The organism is Sinomonas sp. P10A9 (assembly GCF_041022165.1).
In the GTDB taxonomy this organism is placed as follows: Bacteria; Actinomycetota; Actinomycetes; order Actinomycetales; family Micrococcaceae; genus Sinomonas; species Sinomonas puerhi.
In genome coordinates this window covers 840,501-860,730 of the sequence record NZ_CP163302.1, presented here as the reverse complement: position 1 = coordinate 860,730, position 20,230 = coordinate 840,501, and the positions used below count along the sequence as shown (strand labels likewise).

The 20,230-nt window shown below is 68.9% G+C and carries 16 protein-coding genes, 1 tRNA gene and 1 rRNA gene; 6 read left to right on the top strand and 12 right to left on the bottom strand.

The features are described from left to right. Window positions 1–110: 110 nt before the first annotated feature. The 5 genes from AB5L97_RS03920 to AB5L97_RS03900 all read right to left on the bottom strand — a co-directional run bounded on the left by AB5L97_RS03920 (window position 111) and on the right by AB5L97_RS03900 (window position 4,440). Window positions 111–338, bottom strand: a complete 228-nt coding sequence (locus AB5L97_RS03920) for a hypothetical protein (RefSeq protein ID WP_369046531.1) — start codon at window positions 336–338, stop codon at window positions 111–113. Between the two features lie 1,250 nt (window positions 339–1,588). Next, window positions 1,589–2,770, bottom strand: coding sequence for a tyrosine-type recombinase/integrase (locus AB5L97_RS03915; protein ID WP_369046530.1), 1,182 nt, complete (start codon window positions 2,768–2,770; stop codon window positions 1,589–1,591). Window positions 2,771–2,774: 4 nt separating this feature from the next. Continuing rightward, window positions 2,775–3,011, bottom strand: a complete 237-nt coding sequence (locus tag AB5L97_RS03910) for a helix-turn-helix domain-containing protein (RefSeq protein ID WP_307957657.1) — start codon at window positions 3,009–3,011, stop codon at window positions 2,775–2,777. A gap of 179 nt (window positions 3,012–3,190) precedes the next feature. Continuing rightward, a tRNA-Thr gene (locus AB5L97_RS03905) sits at window positions 3,191–3,267 on the bottom strand. Window positions 3,268–3,543: 276 nt separating this feature from the next. Further along, a complete protein-coding gene (locus tag AB5L97_RS03900) occupies window positions 3,544–4,440 on the bottom strand; it encodes a DsbA family protein (RefSeq protein ID WP_307957656.1) in 897 nt (298 codons plus the stop codon). 228 nt (window positions 4,441–4,668) lie between these two features. Here AB5L97_RS03900 and AB5L97_RS03895 point away from each other — a divergent pair, with 228 nt between their 5' ends. The 4 genes from AB5L97_RS03895 (at window position 4,669) to AB5L97_RS03880 (ending at window position 9,776) form a co-directional block, all read left to right on the top strand. Then, window positions 4,669–6,135, top strand: a complete 1,467-nt coding sequence (locus AB5L97_RS03895) for an alpha,alpha-trehalose-phosphate synthase (UDP-forming) (RefSeq protein ID WP_423246840.1) — start codon at window positions 4,669–4,671, stop codon at window positions 6,133–6,135. Then, window positions 6,132–6,920 carry a trehalose-phosphatase gene (gene otsB / locus AB5L97_RS03890; RefSeq protein WP_369046528.1) on the top strand — a complete coding sequence of 263 codons (789 nt, stop codon included), beginning with the start codon at window positions 6,132–6,134 and terminating at the stop codon, window positions 6,918–6,920. The genes AB5L97_RS03895 and otsB overlap by 4 nt, the downstream gene beginning before the upstream one ends. 249 nt (window positions 6,921–7,169) lie before the next feature. Next, window positions 7,170–8,252 carry an ABC transporter ATP-binding protein gene (locus AB5L97_RS03885; protein ID WP_307957653.1) on the top strand — a complete coding sequence of 361 codons (1,083 nt, stop codon included), beginning with the start codon at window positions 7,170–7,172 and terminating at the stop codon, window positions 8,250–8,252. A 108-nt stretch (window positions 8,253–8,360) separates the two neighbouring features. After that, window positions 8,361–9,776 (top strand): DUF4032 domain-containing protein, encoded by a 1,416-nt coding sequence (locus tag AB5L97_RS03880; protein ID WP_369046527.1) that lies wholly within the window; start codon window positions 8,361–8,363, stop codon window positions 9,774–9,776. 23 nt (window positions 9,777–9,799) lie between these two features. Here AB5L97_RS03880 and AB5L97_RS03875 read toward each other — a convergent pair whose 3' ends face one another. The 5 genes from AB5L97_RS03875 to AB5L97_RS03855 form a co-directional block, all read right to left on the bottom strand. Further along, window positions 9,800–10,435 carry a DUF2461 domain-containing protein gene (locus AB5L97_RS03875; protein WP_369046526.1) on the bottom strand — a complete coding sequence of 212 codons (636 nt, stop codon included), beginning with the start codon at window positions 10,433–10,435 and terminating at the stop codon, window positions 9,800–9,802. Between the two features lie 32 nt (window positions 10,436–10,467). Continuing rightward, window positions 10,468–12,300, bottom strand: coding sequence for a glycoside hydrolase family 13 protein (locus AB5L97_RS03870; RefSeq protein WP_369046525.1), 1,833 nt, complete (start codon window positions 12,298–12,300; stop codon window positions 10,468–10,470). Window positions 12,301–12,395: 95 nt separating this feature from the next. Further along, the gene (locus AB5L97_RS03865) at window positions 12,396–13,319 is read right to left on the bottom strand and encodes a sugar ABC transporter permease (protein ID WP_369046524.1); all 924 of its coding nucleotides are present in this window, start codon (window positions 13,317–13,319) and stop codon (window positions 12,396–12,398) included. A gap of 1 nt (window position 13,320) precedes the next feature. Then, window positions 13,321–14,961 carry an ABC transporter permease subunit gene (locus AB5L97_RS03860; RefSeq protein ID WP_423246821.1) on the bottom strand — a complete coding sequence of 547 codons (1,641 nt, stop codon included), beginning with the start codon at window positions 14,959–14,961 and terminating at the stop codon, window positions 13,321–13,323. Window positions 14,962–15,062: 101 nt separating this feature from the next. Next, the gene (locus AB5L97_RS03855) at window positions 15,063–16,358 is read right to left on the bottom strand and encodes a sugar ABC transporter substrate-binding protein (protein WP_307957648.1); all 1,296 of its coding nucleotides are present in this window, start codon (window positions 16,356–16,358) and stop codon (window positions 15,063–15,065) included. Between the two features lie 189 nt (window positions 16,359–16,547). Here AB5L97_RS03855 and AB5L97_RS03850 point away from each other — a divergent pair, with 189 nt between their 5' ends. Continuing rightward, entirely contained in the window at window positions 16,548–18,281 is a 1,734-nt protein-coding gene (locus AB5L97_RS03850; protein WP_369046523.1) for a glycoside hydrolase family 13 protein, read from the top strand. A 28-nt stretch (window positions 18,282–18,309) separates the two neighbouring features. Next, the gene (locus AB5L97_RS03845; protein WP_369046522.1) at window positions 18,310–19,347 is read left to right on the top strand and encodes a LacI family DNA-binding transcriptional regulator; all 1,038 of its coding nucleotides are present in this window, start codon (window positions 18,310–18,312) and stop codon (window positions 19,345–19,347) included. Here AB5L97_RS03845 and AB5L97_RS03840 read toward each other — a convergent pair. Then, window positions 19,344–19,847 (bottom strand): SRPBCC domain-containing protein, encoded by a 504-nt coding sequence (locus AB5L97_RS03840; protein WP_369046521.1) that lies wholly within the window; start codon window positions 19,845–19,847, stop codon window positions 19,344–19,346. The genes AB5L97_RS03845 and AB5L97_RS03840 overlap by 4 nt on opposite strands. 115 nt (window positions 19,848–19,962) lie before the next feature. Further along, a 5S ribosomal RNA gene (rrf, locus tag AB5L97_RS03835) occupies window positions 19,963–20,079 on the bottom strand. Window positions 20,080–20,230: the final 151 nt, after the last annotated feature.

Below are 20,230 nucleotides of genomic sequence, written 5' to 3'. Positions count from 1 at the left end.
CCCTTCGAGGTTCCAGCGCTTGTTCGTGTTGTGCAGGGATTCCTCGACGCTGGTGAGCTTCAGGGCCACGGGGATGCCGGGGCGGCCGCCGACCTTGAAGAGGAACTTCCCTAGGCCGGTCGGACGCGTCGGCGGTTCCCGCCGACGTCGGTCCAGGACCCGGGGTCTGCCCAGGAGGTCAGGCGCACCCGCTCGGCCCGGGAAAGCGTGACGGGCCGGCCCAGCTTCTCCATCTCCCCCGAGGGCAGGGCCCCGGCCACGACCATGCCGGAGCGTTCGACGAAGCCGCGGGCCTTCATCCGCTCCGCCTCGGTGGGCAGGGCCTCGAGGTCGCTCATGGTGTGGGTGACCGCGGACTCGAGATCGATCTCCCTGCCGGGCTCGCCCGGCGCACACCCGACACCTCCCGCCCCAGGCCGTCGCCGCTGTCCACCGACGTGAGTAGCCGCTTCGGATTTCGGCCGTGCCGGCGTTCGGCCGCCACCTGCGCACGTCCACAGGGTGGTGCCCGTCCAGGGTCAGGCCAGCTGAGCATGTCTGGTCTCGCCACCGCACCGACCTCGATTGCGGGGATCGCGCGTGCACCTCCCTGCTAGGAGGTGCCGCGCTGATGGACTCGACGACCCTCAAGCAGAAGAACCGTGGCGAGCTCACCCGGCTGGGATGGCGCCCACCCACAGCGGGTACAGGGGTCAAGCACAACCGAGCCAGGCTCAGTGATGCCTCCTTGAGGGCCTCGAGCTTCAAGGCCGCGCGCCGCCGGAGCCACGGGCTACGTGACATCCCCACCACGTGGCCGGTCATGCTGCGCGCCGTGCTCGGCAACCCCGACCCGACGCACACTGCCGGGCTACAGGGCCTTCTGCTCGAGCTGATCATCGGCGAACCGCTCGGCGGCTTCCTGTCCGACGACGCCCTGATCGCCGAGGCCGCCACGCGTCGTCAGGAGGGCTCACATTTTCCGCGGCACCGGGTATGTAACCCCAGGTCGTGCGGTGGGGCCACCGTGGCCCCACCGCAAGGGCGGACGGGAATCCCCGAACAGGCCGCGCCCGCCTGCCCGCGTCCGGGACGCAGACCGGGCCGCCGATCGGGAACATCTCGCCGCGGAGGCGCTCGCCCGCCTCCGCGCCATGCAGAAACACGTCACCCCCATTCGCACCGGCGCCTGCAGCGGTCGCGATGACGGCGGGCGGCGTCGCGGTTCGACGGCGGGCATAAGCCCATGTCGCACGGTGCCGCCCTGGTGGCGGCACCATGCGACCCCCTTCGCAGCACGACGATGCCCGCGACCCATTCGCTCGCGCGGGCTCGTGGAAAATGGTCGGAGCCACCATCGTCGATGTCATCCTCGTCCTCAACCTCCAGCCCCAGGAACTTGCTCGACCTGGCCACCCCGGTGAGCGAGCAGACCACCGCCTGCTCCACCATCACTGGAGGCCCGGCACCGCCTTGAACGGCTTCTCGCGTCCCGCGAGTCCCCCTCATCCCGCACCATACTGAACCTTGCCCTCCCATTGGGCACCGCGCTCGTCCCATTGCACTCCGCCCCGCCCAGCGTCGCACGCGAGCAGGCAGCCGGGGAAGATCACGCGTCCCTCGCGAACGCACGCTCGAGCATCTCGGCAGTGGCCGGGTTCACCATCTCATTGCGGCGGATGTAGTGCTGGATGGTGATCTTCGGGTCAGTGTGGCCGAGCAGCTCGGCGGCGAGGTCGACCCCGGCCACGGCGCTGATCGCGGTCGCGACGGTCCGGCGGAACATGTGCGGGGTGACCCCGGTGATCCCGGCGAGGTCCATCACATGGCGGAGCTGGCGGCGGACGTTGTTGGTCGTCAGCGGCGTTCCCTCCCTGCTGCAGAACAGCAGGGCGTCCAGGGACGGGTCCTCCAGCTTCGCCAGCCGGCGCCGCACGGCCTCGGCGGTGAACGAGGGGATCGCGACGGTGCGGCGCGACTTGGCCGTCTTGGGGTGGTCCTGCCGCACGGTCGGCTCTCCCCGGTGGCTGACGATCGTGCCGGCGATCCGGATCGAGGGCGGGGCCGCGGTGATGTCGACGTCCCTGCGGCGGATCGCCAGGACCTCCCCGATCCGGGCAGAGGTGCCGAGCATGACCTCCACGATCGCGCCCAGCTGGCCGTCCGGCCTGGGCCCGGAGGGAGACCGTCCGGCCTCCCAGAACGCGATCCCGGCGCGGATCGCGTTGACCTCCGCCGGGGTCAGCGCGTTCGGCGTGGACGCGGGGCGGTGCAGGCGGGAGACGTGGTCTATCGGGTTCCGGGGCAGCACCTCGTGCCGCACGGCAAGGCCCAAGGCCAGGCGGAGGACCACACGGGCCTGCTTGGCCCGGCTGTAGCTCTGCTTCGCGAGCTGCTTGAGGAAGTTATCGCACCGGGCGACCCCGACCTCCCGCAGCGTCAGGTTCGAGAAGGCGGGCACGACCAGCCTCTGCATGTTCTGCTCGTAGAGCTGCCGGGTCCGTTTCGAGAGCCGGTCCTCGAGGTCGAGGTCTTCGAGCCAGTACGCGACCAGGTCGGGGAACGGGCTGTCCACGGTGAGCCTTGAGGAGGAGGGCTGGAACAGGCTGCGGTCGGCGAGCTTGGCCTTCAGTGCCCGCTCCGCGGCCTTCCGGGTCTCCCCGGTGGCCTGCACCAGCCGGGTCCTGCCGTCCCAGCCGCGGTAGCGGGCTCGGGCGACGCTGCGCCCGCCGGCGGCGGGCAGGTAGCCGATCTCCCCGAAGGTGCCGACGGCCAGGCGCTGGCGGCTCATCGTCTCACCTCCCGTCCGCCGGGGAGGGCGGCCCGGGCTCGCGCTGCTGCTCGATCCAGACCCGCACATCGGAGACTGCGAACTTCAGGTGCTTGCCGAAGCGGTAGGCGCACGGGCCCAGGCCCCGGGTGCGCCAGTCGTAGACCGTGGAGACGGGGACCCGCAGGTACGCGGCAAGCTCGCCGACGTCCAGCAGGGTCTCCAGACCCCAGGGGTTCTCGCCGGTGTGTTCGGTGTCCATGCCCCGCAGGTGCGCCGCATTCCCCCACAGGGACCGGAGGCAGCCGGAGCAGTCCCCCGCCTGCCGGAGTGCAGGAGCGGAGGGACGGCGTGGGGAGGCCAAAGCGATGGGTTTTCGATGACCGGATCAAATCTCACAGCCTAAGAAGCCACGGAAACCCTTGAGTTCCCGCGACTTCGTGGAGCCCCCTGCCGGATTCGAACCGGCGACCCTCTGTTTACAAGACAGATGCTCTGGCCAACTGAGCTAAGGGGGCGTGGTGCGGCCGGAAGGAGCCGGCTCGACGTACCGGACAAGCGTAACGTGAACCGGCGCGTGGCCGGGAATCGGAAGCGGTTGGGCAGCGACCCGACGGGAGGACGTGTTGCCGACGAGAAGTGCAGGTAATCGCGACTTGCTGTGGGAAGGCGACTTCAGGGGGACGAGGGATGCCACAGCTCCCGCGCAACGCACCAGAACACGACGGCGGCCCGCCCCCTCAAGGGGACCGGCCGCCGTCGTTCGTCAGAGGCTCCGCTCAACCACCGTGGGTTCAGCCCTTGGCCGTGATCGCCGCGGCGAGGAACTGGTCGAACGGGGTGTTGGTGGCATCGCCGACGCCCCACTGCTTGCCATCCACGATCACGGTCGGGGTGCCGGACACGCCGGAAGCGAGGGCAAGCTGGGTGTCGAACTTGACCTGCGGGCGGTACGTCTTGTCGTCGACGGCCTTGGAGATGTCTGCCCCGAGCCCGCTCGCGATGTCCTTCAGCTTCTGGTCGGAGAGACCTGCACTGCCCTCCGCGGGCTGCTGGGCGTAAAGGGCGGCGAAGAAGGCCGCGTATTTGTCCGGGTAGGAGTTGGCCACCGCGGCCGCGGCATTCGCAGCGCGCGAGGAGTAGTTGGTGGTGGACTGCTGGTCCAGGAAGCCGAGGGGCCGGTATTCGATGGTGATCTTGCCGTCGTTGCGGTCCTGGTTGAGCGTGGTCGCGTACGTGTCCTCGAACTGCTTGCAGATCGGGCAGATGAAGTCGACGTAGATGACCACCTTGACCGGCTCGCCCTTCGCGGAGGCCGCGATGCCGGGGGCATTGGCGGCCTGGCCCTGCGTCGGCTTGGACGACGCCGTGGGCACGTCCGCGACGTTGACGGTCGACGCGGGCACGGGAGTCACGGCCGTATCCTTGCCGAGCGTGATGCCGCCGTACTGGTTCATGTTCGCTGCACGCGGCCCGGTGTCCCCGATCGGCGCGTTCTGGCGCATCGACGTCGTGACCACGAGGGCCACGACGGCGATCACGGCAACGAGCGCCACCACGACGCCCCAGCGGAGGAGCAGCTTGTTGCGGCGGGCCTTCTTCTGCTGCTCCTCGCGGATCAGGCGGGCCTTCTCGCGGGCAGCAGCGGTGCGCTCTGCCTTGGTCTGTCGTGGCTGGTTGGCGGGGCTCATCGTTCCTCGTGATCGGTTCGCGGTGCGCCTGTGGCACACGTGGACGGCGACGGGCCAAGTGTAGTGCGTCGGCTTCCATGAACGTGCCATGCCCTCGGCATACTCTGCCCCGCCGGGGGCTTCCTCAAGCCGCAACGATCCGCGGCACGGCCGAGTTCCGTGGCCCGACTGTGACGTCTCGCTCAAGCCTCCCCGGTAGGGTGGAAGCATCCAGACTCGAGGAGACCGATCGTGAGCCAGAGGACCGCAACTGCGACTGAAGAGGAGGCCGCAGACCATCGCTACGACTTTCTGGTGGTCTCCAATCGACTCCCTGTAGACCGCGTCGGCGAGGGTGAGGACTCAGGCTGGAGGCGCTCGCCCGGAGGCCTCGTCACTGCGCTCGCCCCCGTCATGGAGCATTCCGACGGCGCGTGGGTCGGCTGGCATGGCGCCCCAGACGAGGAGCTCACGCCTTTCGAGCATGAGGGCATCTCGGTCCTCCCCGTCCCCCTCTCCGCCCAGGAGCTCGAGAACTACTACGAAGGCTTCTCGAACGCGACCCTGTGGCCGCTCTACCACGACGTCATCGCCCCGCCGGAGTTCCACCGCGCTTGGTGGGACTCCTATCGGCGGGTCAACCAGCGGTTCGCTGACGCCACGTCGACCCACGCGAACGAGGGCGCCACGGTATGGGTCCAGGACTACCAGCTCCAGCTCGTCCCGGCGATGCTGCGGCGGAAGCGCCCCGACCTGAAGATCGGCTTCTTCAACCACATCCCCTTCCCCCCGCAGGAGATCTTCGCCCAGCTCCCGTGGCGCCGCCAAGTCCTCGAGGGCCTCCTCGGCGCCGATCTCCTCGGCTTCCAGCGCCCCAGCGACGCCTCGAACTTCATCCACGCCGCTCGCCGCCTCGCGGGGGCCGGGGGCAAGGGCACGCACCTGACGGTCACCGACGCGACGCACGACGGCGGGGACCCACCTCGCACGCGGGAGGTGCGGGCCGAGGCGTTCCCCATCTCCATCGACACCCAGCGCATCTCCGAACTCGCGGAGCGCCCGGACATCATGGAGCGCGCCCGCCAGATCCGGCGCGATCTCGGCGATCCGACAACGATCATGCTGGGCGTGGACCGGCTCGACTACACGAAGGGCATCCGCCACCGGCTCAAGGCCTTCGAGGAGCTCCTGTCCGACGGCCGGGTCAAGGTCGGCGAGGTGACGCTCATCCAGGTCGCGAGCCCCAGTCGGGAGCGCGTCGAGCAGTACCGGATCCTGCGGGAGGAGATCGAGGGCACGGTGGGCCGCATCAACGGCACCTTCGACACGATGCAGCACACCGCGGTCCGCTATCTCCACCACTCCTACCCCGTCGAGGAGATGGTGGCCCTCTACCTCGCCGCGGATGTCATGCTCGTCACCGCGCTGCGGGATGGCATGAACCTCGTCGCCAAGGAGTACGTGGCAGCCCGCCGGGACGGAACGGGCGCCCTGATCCTCTCTGAGTTCGCCGGTGCGGCGGACCAGCTCAAGCAGGCGCTCCTGATCAATCCGCACGACATCGCGGGGCTCAAGGACGCCATCACCACGGCGATCAGCCTTCCGCGCGGCATCGCGGCACGCCGCATGAAGGCGATGAGGCGCCAAGTCGTCGTCCACAACGTCGAGGAATGGTCGTCCGCCTTCCTCGCGAGGCTCGAGGAGGTCAGACCATGAATATCGATGAGTCTCTGCGAGGGTCGCTCGCACGCCTCGCGTCCGCGGAGCGGCTGCTCGTTGCCCTCGACTTCGACGGCGTGGTCGCCCCGATCGTCGATCGCGCGGAAGACGCCCGCCCTCTCCCGGGGACCGCGGACGCCGTCGTGCGCCTCGCCGCACTCCCCCAGACTTGGACGGCGTACGTGTCCGGAAGGGCGCTCACGAGCCTCGTCGCAGTGTCCAGCCCGGACGTGCGGACGCTGCTCGTCGGGAGCCACGGCGCGGAGGTCCGGCTCGGCGGCGAAGAGCACCCCGTGACCCTCGATCCGGACCAGCGCGATGCTCTCGCGGCACTCCACAGGGTCTTCGCCGAGGTCTCCGCGCAGGCACCCGGCACGTGGGTCGAGGAGAAGCCGGCAGGACGGGTGCTGCACACGCGGCAGGCCGACCGCGAGGACGCAGCGGCCGCGGTCGACGCCGCACGGAAGCAGCTCGCCTCGCGGCACGACATCTTCCTCAAGGACGGCAAGGAGGTCCTCGAGGGGTCGGTCGTGCACGCGACCAAGGGCGAGGGGCTCGCGTTCCTCCGTCAGGTCACCGAGGCAGATGCCGTCTTCTTCGCGGGCGACGACGTCACTGATGAGGACGGCTTCCTCGCCCTCGAGGCAGGCGACGTCGGGCTCAAGGTCGGCGAAGGTGACACCGCGGCGTCCTTCCGGGTCGCGGCGCCCGAGGACGTTGCCGACATCGTCGCCCTCCTCGCGAGCCTGCGCTCCGAACTGCCGGCCCAGCGGACCCCCTGACAGCTGTCCACATAGCGGACGTAATGCACGTCACATTTTCCAACACGTGTGACGCATGCCATACTCACTGTTGTGAACGCGGGCACTGCGGCCCACGGTGAGCATCTGCCACAATGGCGACGTCAGCATCGGCGGCCTGAGTGGCCGCCGAAGCCGCAGGACCTCGGTCCAGCACAACACAACTGAACAACAAGAACCATTCACTACGGATCGTCCGGCACGTACCTGCCGGTGAAGGGATCGATGACTGTGGCTACAGTTACTTTCGACAACGCGACGCGCCTCTACCCGGGCACCGACAAGCCCGCCGTCGACAAGCTCAACATTGACATTGCAGACGGCGAGTTCCTCGTCCTGGTTGGCCCCTCTGGCTGCGGCAAGTCAACCTCCCTCCGCATGCTCGCCGGCCTTGAGGACGTGAACTCGGGCCGCATCCTCATCGGTGACCGCGACGTCACGGACGTCCCGCCGAAGGACCGCGACATCGCGATGGTCTTCCAGAACTACGCGCTGTACCCGCACATGAGCGTCGCGGACAACATGGGCTTCGCGCTCAAGATCGCTGGCGTCTCGAAGGAAGAGCGCGCCCAGCGCGTCCGCGAGGCGGCCAAGCTCCTAGACCTCGAGCAGTACCTCGAGCGCAAGCCGAAGGCCCTCTCCGGTGGCCAGCGCCAGCGCGTCGCGATGGGCCGTGCGATCGTCCGGAACCCGCAGGTCTTCCTCATGGACGAGCCGCTCTCGAACCTCGATGCCAAGCTCCGCGTCCAGACGCGCACCCAGATCGCATCGCTGACCCGCCGCCTCGGCGTCACGACCGTCTACGTCACGCACGACCAGGTCGAAGCCATGACCATGGGCGACCGTGTCGCGGTCCTCAAGGACGGCCTTCTCCAGCAGGTCGACACCCCGCGCAACCTCTACGATCGGCCGCAGAACGTGTTCGTGGCCGGCTTCATCGGCTCGCCAGCCATGAACCTCCTCGAACTCCCGGAGGCGGACAACGGAGTGAAGTTCGGCGGCACCGTCTACCCGGTCCCGCGCGACGTCCTCGCGGCCGCGAGCGGCTCCACCGTCACGCTCGGCGTCCGCCCCGAGGACCTTGAGACCGCGCCCCAGGGCGAAGGGCTCGAGGTCGAGGTCGACGTCGTCGAGGAGCTCGGTGCCGACGCGTACGTCTACGGCCACACGACCCTCGACGGCCAGAACCACGACATCGTGGCCCGCGTCGACGGCCGGCGTCCCCCGCTCAAGGGCGACAAGGTCTGGGTCCGCCCGCAGCAGGGCCACGTGCACCTCTTCGACACGAAGTCCGGTCTTCGCCTCGGCGCCTGACCCAAGTAACCCATCACTACGACGTGCCCGCCGGGTCCTCCCGGCGGGCACGTCGCATTTCTGCAGCGGCAGATGCCCGCATCCGCGAACAGCGGAAGAATGGAACCCATGACCGACCAGAGCGCCACCTGGCAGGACGAGCCCACCGACTACGACGAGGTGGGCAAGCTGCCACGGCGCGCGCCGCTCGAGGAGCCAGCCTCGGCCCTCGGCTCCCTCAACATCACCGCCGCCGCAGCCGATCCGGAGCTCCTCGACCTCCCGTGGCATGTAGCGCTCGAGGATTGGCCCGAGGAGTACCTTGCGGCCCTCCCCCGCGGTATCTCCCGGCACATTGTCCGCTTCGCCAAGCTAGGCAGTTCGGTCATCGCGGTCAAGGAGACGAGCGAGCACGTTGCCCGGCACGAGTACCACATGCTGCGGAAGCTCCAGCGGCTTGATGTGCCCTGCGTGGAACCCGTCGCCGTCATCCGAGACCGCCATACCCTGGACGGGAAGCCGCTTGACACGGCCCTCGTCACGCGGCATCTCAAGTTCTCCCTCCCCTACCGCGCGCTGTTCTCCCAGAAGCTCCGGAGGGACACCCTCACGCGCCTCATCGATGCGCAGGCGCTCCTCATGGTGAGGCTGCACCTCGTGGGCTTCTACTGGGGCGACGTCTCGCTTTCGAACACGCTGTTCCGGCGCGACGCCGGCTCCTTCGCGGCGTACCTCGTGGATGCCGAGACGGGCGAGCTGTACCCCGACCTGTCCACGGGGCAGCGTGAGTACGATCTCGAGATCGCACGCGTGAACATCGCAGGCGAGCTCATGGACCTTCTCGACGGGGGCCTCATCGACGAAGAGGTCGACCCCGTGGCCACGAGCGAGCGGATCATGGACTCCTACCGCAACCTGTGGACTGAGCTGACCGCGAACGAGTCGTTCGAGCTCGGCGAGCGCTGGCGCGTGGCCGCCCGCATCCGGCGCCTGAACGAGCTCGGCTTCGACGTCGAGGAGTACGCGATCAAGACGACGCCGGACGGCTCCACGATCCACCTCCAGCCCAAGGTGGTCGACGCCGGCCACCACCAGCGCCGCCTGATCCGCCTCACCGGCATCGATGCACAGGAGAACCAGGCCCGCCGCCTCCTGAATGACATGGACAGCTTCCGCGCCGACAACTACCCAGGCCAGGACGAGGAGATGAGTGCCCACGCGTGGGTGAGCCATGTGTTCGAGCCGATCGTCAAGGCCATCCCGCGCGAGCTCGCCGGCAAGCTGGAACCAGCCGAGGTGGTCCACCAGGTCATCGAGCACCGCTGGTACATGTCGGAGCAGCTCAACAGATACATCCCGCTCGCCGAGACGGTTCAGTCCTACATCGACACCGTCCTGCGGCACCGCCGCGACGAGGCCGCGATCATGCTCAACCCGGACACCGCGCTCCTCAAGGTGATCGAGACCGAAGAGGCCCGCCACCGAGAAGAGGATGATGACGAAGCCCTCGTCGCGATCGACGACGAGGATCTCGCCGACGACTGAGGCGCCGATGAATGATGCCGCGCTCAGTCGCCCACGTGCTCGGAAAGCCACTCCACGACGGGCCTGAGCTCGGTCCAGCTGGCTCGTACGCGCTCGAGCGCTTCGGGCGAGCTGAGCCATGCGGGGGTGCCGAACGCCTTCCCCGCCGTGAGGGACTTGTGCTTGAGGAGCTCCCCGCGAGGGTGGTCCTTCGCGTATTCGCGGGGGACGGTCTTGAGCCGCTCGCCGTTGATCTCATAGCCTCCCTCCCGCAGGGCCTCGATGATCCTCTCGAGCTCGCCGCCCGATGCCGGGGCGTCGACCGCGGCCCGGAACCTCGCGATCTGGGCTGGCGTGTGCGAGTGGTACCCGCCGCCGACCGTGAGCCCCTCCGCGTCGAGGTGCAGGTAGTAGCCGATCCCCGGGACGGTCTGGGCGAAGCCGCCCTGATGGGTCTTGTAGGGGGACTTGTCCTTGCTGAAGCGCACGTCGCGGTAGGGGCGGAACGCCTTCGCCTCGCCGAACTCGGCTGAGAGCTCGTCCAGGAGGGCCGCCATGGGCTCGCGAACGGACTGCTCGTAGACGTCCTTATGCTCAGTCCACCATTCCTTGGTGTTGTTCTCCTCGAGCTCTGCGTAGAACTCGGGGCCGCCCGCGGGAAATCCCTGGAAGTCATTCATGTCAGCATCCTCCGTGCCGGCGGCGCCCACGTCTACTCCCCGGGCGGCGTCGGTCCCGGGAGACGCCACACAGCGGCAGAAGGGCCAGCGGCGCTCAGGAGGGCGGCGACGTCGTGCGCGTTCCCGACCGAGGCGGCCTCGAGCCGGAGACGCCCGACGGCGAGCACCGGCTCCGCGCCGGCCCAGCCTTCAGGCAGAAGTCCGGGCAGAAGTTCGACGGCGGCGTCAGCCCGGGCCGCCGCGACGAGGACGGTGCATCCGGGCAGCTCGCGCACGAAGACGAGCACATCGCCCTCGGCCCACAGCCACCGCAGCGACCCGATGCGCAGCGCCGGTTCGCGGCGCAGCTGCCCGAGGTGCTCGTAGAGGGGGCGCAGGTCCGCGGCGATCCGGTCGGGGTCGTCCCACGGCATCGGGGTGCGCGAGTCCTCGCCGTCCACCCCGGTCAGGCCGAACTCGTCGCCGGCGAACACGAGGGGCATGCCAGGCAGGGTGAACGCGAGCACGGCGGCGACCTCCTGGCCGCCCGGGACCATGACGGTCGCTGCCCGCGCGGTGTCGTGCGTGTCGATCGCGCTGAGCGAGCGCAACCGCACGTCCCACGGGTACGCGGCGCTGAAGGCCCGGTACTGCGCGAGGAAGTCCTCGGCCGGCAGGCGGGGCGGGCGTGCAAGCGGCGCGCCGAAGTAGTTCACGGCGGTCCCGTCGGTGAGCCAGCCCCAGAGCGGCCTCGTAAGGGACGCATAGCTCATGGAGCCGTGGAACGTGTCGCCCTGGAAGTCGGCTGCGGCGTCGTTCGTCGACTCCGCGACGAGGAGCGCGTCGGGCCGGGCCGCGAGCGCAGTGGCGCGCAGGAGCCGGAACACCTCGGCGTGGTGGTCGATGACTCCGAGCCGGCCGGTCATGTTCCCGACATCGAGCCTCCACCCGTCGAGCCCATAGGGCTCCGTGAGCCAGTGCGCCACCACGGAGCCGGGCCCGTCCACGAAGTCGCGGCGGAGCCCACCCGAGGCCCAGTCGAGCTTGGGCAGGCTCGGCACCCCCCACCACGACTCGTAGCTCCCGTCGGGTCTGAAGTAGTAATAGGAGCGCTCGGGAACGTCCCCGGACGACGCCGCGCGGTCGCCGGCCGCCCGGCGGAACCACTCGTGCGCGTCGCCGGTGTGGTTGGCGGTGAGGTCGCCGATGACGCGGATGCCGCGGGCGTGGCACGCCTCGACGAGGGCAGCGAGCGCTGTGTCGCCGCCGAGCAGGGGGTCGACGTGCCGGAAGGTCGAGGCGTCGTAGCGGTGGTTGGAGCGTGCGGGGAAGATCGGCGTGAGGTAGAGGACCTCGACGCCAAGGGCCTCGAGATGGTCGAGCCGCTCGCGGATCCCGTTGAGGTCGCCGCCGAAGAGCTGCCGCGCCGTATCGGGCCCCTCGTGGACCACGGCGTCTCCCCACGCCGCCGCGACGGCCCACTCGGGCACGTGCGGCGCCTCGGAGCCCCCGTCGGAGCGGGATGCCGCCCTCGATCGAGCGAACCGGTCGGGGAACACCTGGTACATGACCGCGCCAGCGGCCCACTCGGGTCCGGGCGCCTCGGCACTGAGCCGGAAGTCGGCCGTGTCCGGGACGTCATGGGTCCACATCCCGGCGGCGTTGAGCCACGCCGGTCGCCCTTCGGAATCGGAGCCGGGCGGCTCCCGCTCGAGCAGGAACCGGTAGCGGGCCACGGGGTTGTGGACGCGCACGCGCGCCTCCCACCAGTCCCAGCCTCCGATGCTTCCGAGGGGCCTGGCGGCCGCATGGCGCGGCTCGGCGTCCTCGACCGTGCGCACCCACACGCGCACCACTCCGCCGTCCGCCCGGGTGCGCAGTCTCACCCGGGCACTCGCACCCAGGCCCACGTGCCCGTCCGGCAGGTACAGCGGTGAGCCGTCGTGATGCGCCTCAAACCCCGGGACCGCTGCGGCGGGGATCACCCCTTGACCGAGCCGGCCACGAGACCGGAGACGATGTACCGCTGGAGGAAGAGGAACAGGGCCATGACCGGCAGCGCCGCGAGCACGGCACCGCTCGCGAACACGCCCCAGTCCTCGGTGCGCTGGTTGGCGACGAACGAGTACAGGCCCACGGCGAGCGTCTGCGTATTCGGATCGGTGAGGACCACGGAGGCGATGACGAACTCGCTCGAGATGCCGATGAACGTCAGGAGCCCCACTACGGCCAGGATCGGGGTGACGAGCCGCAGGATGATGCCGAAGAAGATCTGCGCGTGGCTCGCGCCGTCGATCTTGGCGGCCTCATCGAGGGAGACGGGGACGGTGTTGAAGAACCCGTACATGAGGTACGTGTTCACGCCGAGCGCCCCGCCGAGGTACACCATGATGAGGCCGAGCTGGCTGCCGAGGCCGAGGGCGGGGATGACCTCGCCGATGCCGTTGAGCAGGAGGAAGATCGCGACGACGGCGAGCAGCTGGGGGAACATCTGCAGCAGCAGCAGGCTCAGCAGTCCCACGCGCCGGCCGGTGAAGCGCATACGGGAGAACGCGTACGCGGCCATCGCGCCGAGCAGCACACTCGCGGCCGAGGTCACGAGCCCGATGAAGAGCGTGTTCACGAACCACCTGCCGAAGGGGCGCTGCTCGTTGCCGAAGAGCTTGGCGAAGTTGTCCAGGGAGAGGTCCGAGAAGAGCGAGGCGGACCCGGCCAGGGTGCCCGAGGGGTTGAACGCGGCCGAGAGGACATACAGGAGCGGGAACACCGCGAAGATGCTCACGACGACGCCGACGGCGTGCCGCCACCCCTTCTCCCTCAGCCACCGCCCGAAGGGGAGCCGGCGGCGGGAGGCGAGCTGCGGCGTCGTGCGCGGCGAGGTGGCAGTGGTGGGTGCTGCGCTCATGTCAGTTCACGTCCTCGAGTGCCTTGGTCTGCTTGAAGCTGATCGCCGAGACGGTCGCGACGATGATGAAGATGATGATCGCGAGGGCGCTCGCAAGACCGTAGTCGCGGCCGGTGCCCACGCCGAAGGCGCTCTTGTACACGAGCGTGATGAGGATGTCCGTCGCGCCGATGTCCCGCGTGGTGTCCGCGAAGCGCGGACCGCCGTTCGTGAGCATGTAGATGACGTTGAAGTTGTTGAAGTTGAAGGCGAACGAGGAGATGAGCAGGGGCGCGGTCGAGACGAGCAGGAGCGGGAGCTTGATCGAGCGGAAGATCCGCCACGGGCTCGCGCCGTCCATGCGGGCCGCCTCGTCGACGTCCTCGGGCAGCGACTGGAGCGCGCCCGTGCACACGAGGAACATGTAGGGGAAACCAAGCCAGAGGTTGACCACGAGCACCGAGATCTTCGCGAGGACCGGATCGGTGAGCCAGCCGATGTGTGCCCCGCCGAGCAGCGCGTTGTTGATGAACCCGAACTCCGGGTTGAGCAGCCCGGCCCACACGAGGCCCGAGAGGAACGCGGGGAAAGCGTACGGCAGGATCATGAGGATCCGGTACACCTTCTTGCCCTTGAGGTCGGGGCGGTTGAAGGTGACCGCGAGGAAGAGCCCGAGCGCGAACGTCAGCAGCACCGAGGCGATCGCGAACGTGAACGTCCACAGCGTCACGGCCAGGAGCGGGCCGCGCAGGCCCTCGTCCGTGAAGGCCGTGACGAAGTTCTTGAAGCCGACGTCGATCTTCCAGCCCGTGGCGAGCTTGTCCCCCGAGGCCGAGACGAAGTCGCCCTGCCCCGAGTCCCGGTACACCGTGCCGGTGTCCGTCTCCGTCATGGTGTCCGCGGCGGCGTCGTAGGCGATCGACGAGCGGAAGATGTAGGCGCTCGAGCCGTCCTGGGTGCGCAGCGTACCGTCGCCGGGGCTGTCGGAGACGGGCACCACGAGGCCCAGGACGTCCTGCTGGTGGGCCACGAGGTCGGACAGTGCGAGGGTCTGGTACCCGTCGAGGCTCTTAGCCTTGCCCGTGGAATCCTTGACAGCGCCAGGGGCGGGCTCGAGCTTCTTGCCCGTCGTTCCGATCTCCGCGGCGCCCTTCGGGTCCGTCACGAGGAGGTAGTACGAGCCGTCCTTCGTGAGCACCGACGTCCGGTACGCAGGCGAGTCGGGGACGCGCTTCTGTGATGAGGTCAGGATCGACGAGATCGCGTCCTCCTTGGTGCTGTTGTGCCCGTCGCCGTAGTTCGTGAAGGCGATGTAGCCGGAGAACACGACAACGACCACCTGGAACACCGCGAGGAACAGCACACCGGGGGCGAGGTACTTCGCCGGGAGGCCGCCCCGGCGAAGGTAGATCCAGTTGATGAGCAGCGTCACCGCGGCCGCTATGGCCAGCACGGCCCACGAGTGGGAGAAGAACAGGGCCATGCAGATGTATACGGCGAGGGCGTCGACGAGGCCCAGCAGCACGATTTTGGCGAGGGTGCCCTTCCATGAGTCCGGGCTGCGCCGGCCACGCTGCGGCACCCGAGGCATGGGGGCGGGGGGCTGGGAGGCGGGGACAGCGCCGTCGTGCGTCGGGGCGGAGAGCTGCTCGGCTCGGGCCATGGGGTTTCCTTCGGTTCTCGGCGTGGTTGGCGTGGGGGACGTACGACGGCGGCGCGCGCGTCAGGCTCGGCGCGCGCCGCCGCCGGTGGTCGGGACGGCCGCTAGGCGCCGATCTTGCCCTTGATGGAATCGGCCATCTTGGCCCACTCCGTCGCCGGGTCGCCCTGGCCCTTGATGAGCGCCAGCTCGGTGGAGCCCCAGTCGGCCCAGACAGAGGACATCGCCGGGATGGCGGGCATCGGAACGCCCTTGGCCCCGATCTCGCCGAACGCCTTGACGATCGGGTCGCTGGACGCCTTGTCGAACGAGGCCTTGAGCGCCGGCGGGCGGCCTCCGGCCTTGAACATGGAATCCTGGACGGACTCGGTCGTGAGGTAGTTGACCACGAACTCGTTGGTCGCGAGGGCGTTGGCGCTCTTGGCGGAGATGAAGAAGCCGTTGACGCCGAGGAACGGCTGGGCGTCCTTGTCACCGGTCTTGGGCAGCGGATCGACCGCGATCTTGAGGCCCTTCTTCTGCATGTCCGGCACGTTCCACGGGCCCGTGAGGTAGTAGGGGCTCTCGCCCGCGAGGAACTTCTCCTTGGCGATGTCGCCCGTGATGTTGGAGTTGAGCACCTTGGAGCCGGCGTCGCCCCATTCCTTGAGCTTGGCGGCGAACGCGGCGCCGCTCGCGCCCCCGAGGGTGAGCTGCTTCGCGTCGTACTCGCCCTTGGAATCGAGGCCGAAGACCTGCACTCCCATCGAGGTCTGCAGCGGGTACAGGTGGTACGGGTCGCCCTGCTTGGGGTCGAGGCCCACGAGGAACGCGTACTTGGCCTTGCCCGCGGCCACGGCGCTGCCACCCTTGGCGAGGACCTCGTCGAACGTGGCGGAGGCCGAGTCGACGAGCGCGGTGTTGCGGATGAGCCCGATGTTCTCGACCGCATACGGCACACCGTAGATCGAGCCGTTGTACGTCATGGCGCGCACGGCGGCGTCCTGGAAGCCCGACTTCTTGTCGCCGAGCTCGACGGGCGCGATGACGCCATTCTGGACGAACTTGCCCAGCCAGTCGTGCGGGCCCACGATCAGGTCCGGGCCCTTGCCCGTGGGGACCTGGGTGATGAAGTCGTCACGGACCGCGGCGAAGTCCTTGACGATCAGCTTGACCTCGATCCCGGTGTCCGCCTTGAACTTGTCGGCCACCTCCTTCAGGGCGGGCGCGCGCTCGGCGTCGAGCCACATCGTGATCGTGCTTGCCCCGCTCGCGGCGAGGTTCTTCGCGGCTTGGGTCGTTGCCGTGGAGCTTGCGGTGTTGGCTCCGCAGGCGGCGAGGCCGAGGAGTGCAGCGGCCCCGGCAGCGCCGGTGACGAAGTTCCGGCGGCTGAGGGCGGACTGAGGGGTAATTCGCACCATCGTTGGTGTCCCTTCTGGATCGACGTGAGGGCCGTCCGCACGGGGCAGTCAAGTGAAGCACCTCACAATTGGAAACGCTTGCAGATACTACACAGTAGATCTGCAAACGCCAAGCAATCCGTCTACTCGATGGGAACCGGGGTCTGTAAACGTTTCCAATATCGTCCGCGCTGTGTCAGGATGTCCCGCATGGCTCTTTCGACTGCCGCCCTCGCTCCGCTCTCCGGCCTGGCCGAGAATCCGATCGTGGGCCCCCTCGTGCCGGTCCACGAGGCATCGTCCAGCGACGACTGGTGGCGCTCCGCCGTCATCTACCAGATCTACCCGCGGTCCTTCCGCGACGCCTCCGGTGACGGCGTCGGCGACCTCGCGGGCATCACAGCTGAGCTCCACCACATCGCGGACCTCGGTGCGGACGCCGTATGGCTCTCCCCGTTCTATGTCTCCCCCCAGCGCGACGGCGGCTACGACGTCGCCGACTATCGCGACGTCGACCCGCTCTTCGGCACCCTCGCGGACTTCGACGCCCTGGCCGCCCGCGCCCGCGAGCTAGGGCTGCACATCATCGTGGACCTCGTGCCCAACCACTGCTCGAGCGAGCACACCATGTTCCGTGCGGCCCTCGCCTCCGGACACGGAAGCCCCGCACGGGACCACTTCATCTTCCGGGACGGCCGCGGCGAGCACGGCGAGCTTCCGCCCAACAACTGGGAATCCCACTTCGGCGGACCGGCTTGGACGCGCATCACCGAGCCTGACGGCACGGCGGGGCAGTGGTACCTGCACCTCTTCGACTCGAGCCAGCCGGACTTCAACTGGGACAACCCTGCCGTGGGCGACGAGTTCGAGCGCGTCCTGCGCTTCTGGCTCGACCGCGGCGCGGCCGGCTTCCGCGTCGACGTCGCCCACGCGCTCGTCAAGGCGGCGGGGCTCCCGGACTGGGGAGGCAAGGCCGACGGCGGGTCCTCGCCGGGGTTCCCGGGGCATCTCGCGCCGATGTTCGGCCAGCCTGCACTCAGGGACGTCTACCGGAGATGGCGTGCCATCCTCGCCGAATACGGCCCGGACCGCGTCCTGTGTGCCGAGGCGAACGTCGATCCGCTCGACCGCATGGCCCAGTGGGTCGCCCCTGACCAGCTCCATCAGGCCTTCAACTTCCCCTTCCTGGGGGCTCCCTTCGAGGCGGAGGCGCTGCGCGCCGTCGTCAACGCGTCCTTCGAGGCGTTCGACGCCGTGGGGGCCCCGACTACTTGGGTGCTCTCGAACCATGACGTGGTCCGGCATGCCTCCCGGCTCGGCCTGCCCGGCGTGGGCCTGAACGTCGGTGAGGGACTCGGCCCCGAGGACCCGCAGCCGGACGTGGCTCTGGGCCGCACCAGGGCGCGCGCAGCCACGCTGTTCATGCTGGGGCTGCCGGGCAGCGCCTACCTCTACCAGGGCGAGGAGCTCGGCCTCGTGGACAACACGTTCATCGCCCCGCACGAGCGACAGGACCCGACGTTCCATCGCACTGGCGGTGAGCGCGTGGGCCGCGACGGGTGCCGCGTGCCGATCCCCTGGCGGTCCGGGGCACCGGCCCACGGATTCAGCGAGTCGGGCGCAAGCTGGCTCCCTCAACCGGAGCTCTGGGCAGAGCTCGCCCGGGATGCCCAGGCGCTTGCCTCCGAATCCCATCTGAACCTCTACCGGCGTGCGCTTTCGCACCGGCGGGAACGCGTGCTCGGCGCGGGAAGCCTGGCCTGGGTCCCTGATCTATGCGGGGATGGCGTCCTGGCCTTCGCGAACGGCACTATTCTGGTCATGCTGAACGCCGGCGAGTCCGCAGTGCCCCTGCCGCTCCTCGAGGTCGCAGTCCGGTCTGGTGAAACCGGGTCTGCGGATCTCGGCCCCGGAGAGGCCGCCTGGCTCATACTGGGCGAATAACGCCGACGTCGTAGAGGAGAAGGGCCGCATGAAGGACGACCCCGGGACGAGCGTGAGCATCCGCGACGTCGCACAGTCGGCGGGCGTCTCGATGGCCACCGTGTCCCGCGCACTCAGCGGACGGGGCAACGTCTCGGAGAAGAGCCGCCAGAGGGTCCTCGACGCGGCCGCGGAACTCGGTTTCGTGCCCTCGTACAACGCCTCGAGCCTCGCCTCGGGGCGGACCCGCAACATCGGCGTCATGGTGCCCACCGTGAGCCGCTGGTTCTTCTCCTCTGTCCTCGAGGGCGTTTCGAAGGCCCTGCTCGAGGCCGGCTATGACCTCACCCTCTACAACACAGGCGAACAGCCCGGCAGACGGCAGAGCGTACTGACGGACTTCCTGCGCCGCCAGAGGCTCGACGGCGTCGTGGCCGTCTCGCTCGAGCTCTCACCCGCCGAGGTCGCCCAGTTGCTGCGCGTGGGCCGGCCGATCGTCGGACTCGGCGGCGCCATCGAAGGCGTCGCCACACTCCATATCGATGACTTCGCGGTGGCCAAGCACGCTACCGAGCACCTGCTCGGCCTGGGCCACCGCGACATCGGCCATCTGAGCGGCACCCCCGAATTCGAGCGCGACTTCGCGCTCCCGGCGAACCGTCGTCTCGGCTTCGAGGCCGCCATGCGCGAGGCCGGCGTCCGTGTACGGCCTGAGTGGCTTGCGCCCACGGACTTCACGATTGCCGGCGCCCATGCCACGGCCAAACGCCTCCTCGCGTCCCCTGCCGGACGCCCCACCGCGATCTTCGCCGCATCGGATGAGATGGCCATCGGGGCGATCACAGCCGCACAGCAGCTGGGTCTCCAGGTGCCCTACGACGTGTCGGTGATCGGCATTGACGGCCACGAGCTCGGTGAGATGTTCGGCCTCACGACCTTCGACCAGGCCCCGGCCCGCCAAGGCGCCGATGCAGCGCACATGCTGATCAAGGAGCTCGAGTCCGATGGAGCCGAGCCCGAAACCCGCATTGTCGAACCCGAATTCGTGATCCGCATGAGCACTGCCGTCCCGCGGTCGCTCCGCTAGACCGTCTCGACCGATTCGGCCGGCTCACCGAAGAACGCGGCGAATCGACCGAGAATCTCGGGCCAGTCGGCGTACTTCTCGAACTGCTTCCGCCCCTCGGAGCCAGCGGCCCACCCGTCATGGGTCAGAGTGACCACCGTCCCGCCGTCGCAGTCCTCGAAGACGATCTCGAGCCGCGTCGGGGCATCGGGCCGCCAGGCGAGCTTCCAGACGAGCTCGAGGAGTTCGCCGGGATCCTCGCGGGCCACCTCGCCCCAGACCTGGAGCGTCCCGTCCGGCCCTTCCTCTCCCACGATGCCTTCTTCGAGGAACGCATGGGTTCCCGCGCCGAAGCCGGTGTACGCGGCTGGCCACCACAAGTGGAGGTCTCCGACGAACGCGTTGTACACGATGTCCCGTGGCACGGGCAGCGCGAGACGGTAGACGCGCGACGGCGGCGCGTCACCTTGGGCTGGTTTGTCCCCGTCGGTCTGCGAGGCGTGCGAGAAGAGTGGGTCCATGCACTCGATCGTAGGTGCAACCCATCCTCGGCCGAAGTCCGCTCTTGCCGAAGAGGATCAGCGCTTAAAGGGGAACGGGCCCCACGTGGTGGGGCCCGTTCTGCCTTGAATGGTTGTCCGGCGGTGTCCTACTCTCCCACACCCTGGCGGGTGCAGTACCATCGGCGCTGTGGGTCTTAGCTTCCGGGTTCGGGATGGGTCCGGGCGTTTCCCCCACGCTGTGGCCGCCGTAACCCTTGCTCCGCGCGCCCCCGGGTGTGGGGGTGGGGAAGTGTGTGGTCACGGTGTTCCGTGAGTCGTTGTTCGGTTGTGGTGTTCTGCTGTGGCTGGTTCCCTGGGGTTTGTTGTCTGGGGACCGTATGGTGGACGCGTAGCATGGTTTC

Bases quoted from the DNA above. Each gene is read 5' to 3' on its own strand.
- otsB (WP_369046528.1), top strand. From the start codon at position 6,132: ATGAATATCGATGAGTCTCTGCGAGGGTCGCTCGCACGCCTCGCGTCC.
- AB5L97_RS03860 (WP_423246821.1), bottom strand. From the start codon at position 14,961: ATGGCCCGAGCCGAGCAGCTCTCCGCCCCGACGCACGACGGCGCTGTC.
- AB5L97_RS03865 (WP_369046524.1), bottom strand. From the start codon at position 13,319: ATGAGCGCAGCACCCACCACTGCCACCTCGCCGCGCACGACGCCGCAG.
- AB5L97_RS03875 (WP_369046526.1), bottom strand. From the start codon at position 10,435: ATGAATGACTTCCAGGGATTTCCCGCGGGCGGCCCCGAGTTCTACGCA.
- AB5L97_RS03880 (WP_369046527.1), top strand. From the start codon at position 8,361: ATGACCGACCAGAGCGCCACCTGGCAGGACGAGCCCACCGACTACGAC.
- AB5L97_RS03840 (WP_369046521.1), bottom strand. From the start codon at position 19,847: ATGGACCCACTCTTCTCGCACGCCTCGCAGACCGACGGGGACAAACCA.
- AB5L97_RS03910 (WP_307957657.1), bottom strand. From the start codon at position 3,011: ATGGACACCGAACACACCGGCGAGAACCCCTGGGGTCTGGAGACCCTG.
- AB5L97_RS03920 (WP_369046531.1), bottom strand. From the start codon at position 338: ATGAGCGACCTCGAGGCCCTGCCCACCGAGGCGGAGCGGATGAAGGCC.
- AB5L97_RS03845 (WP_369046522.1), top strand. From the start codon at position 18,310: ATGAAGGACGACCCCGGGACGAGCGTGAGCATCCGCGACGTCGCACAG.
- AB5L97_RS03855 (WP_307957648.1), bottom strand. From the start codon at position 16,358: ATGGTGCGAATTACCCCTCAGTCCGCCCTCAGCCGCCGGAACTTCGTC.
- AB5L97_RS03850 (WP_369046523.1), top strand. From the start codon at position 16,548: ATGGCTCTTTCGACTGCCGCCCTCGCTCCGCTCTCCGGCCTGGCCGAG.
- AB5L97_RS03915 (WP_369046530.1), bottom strand. From the start codon at position 2,770: ATGAGCCGCCAGCGCCTGGCCGTCGGCACCTTCGGGGAGATCGGCTAC.
- AB5L97_RS03900 (WP_307957656.1), bottom strand. From the start codon at position 4,440: ATGAGCCCCGCCAACCAGCCACGACAGACCAAGGCAGAGCGCACCGCT.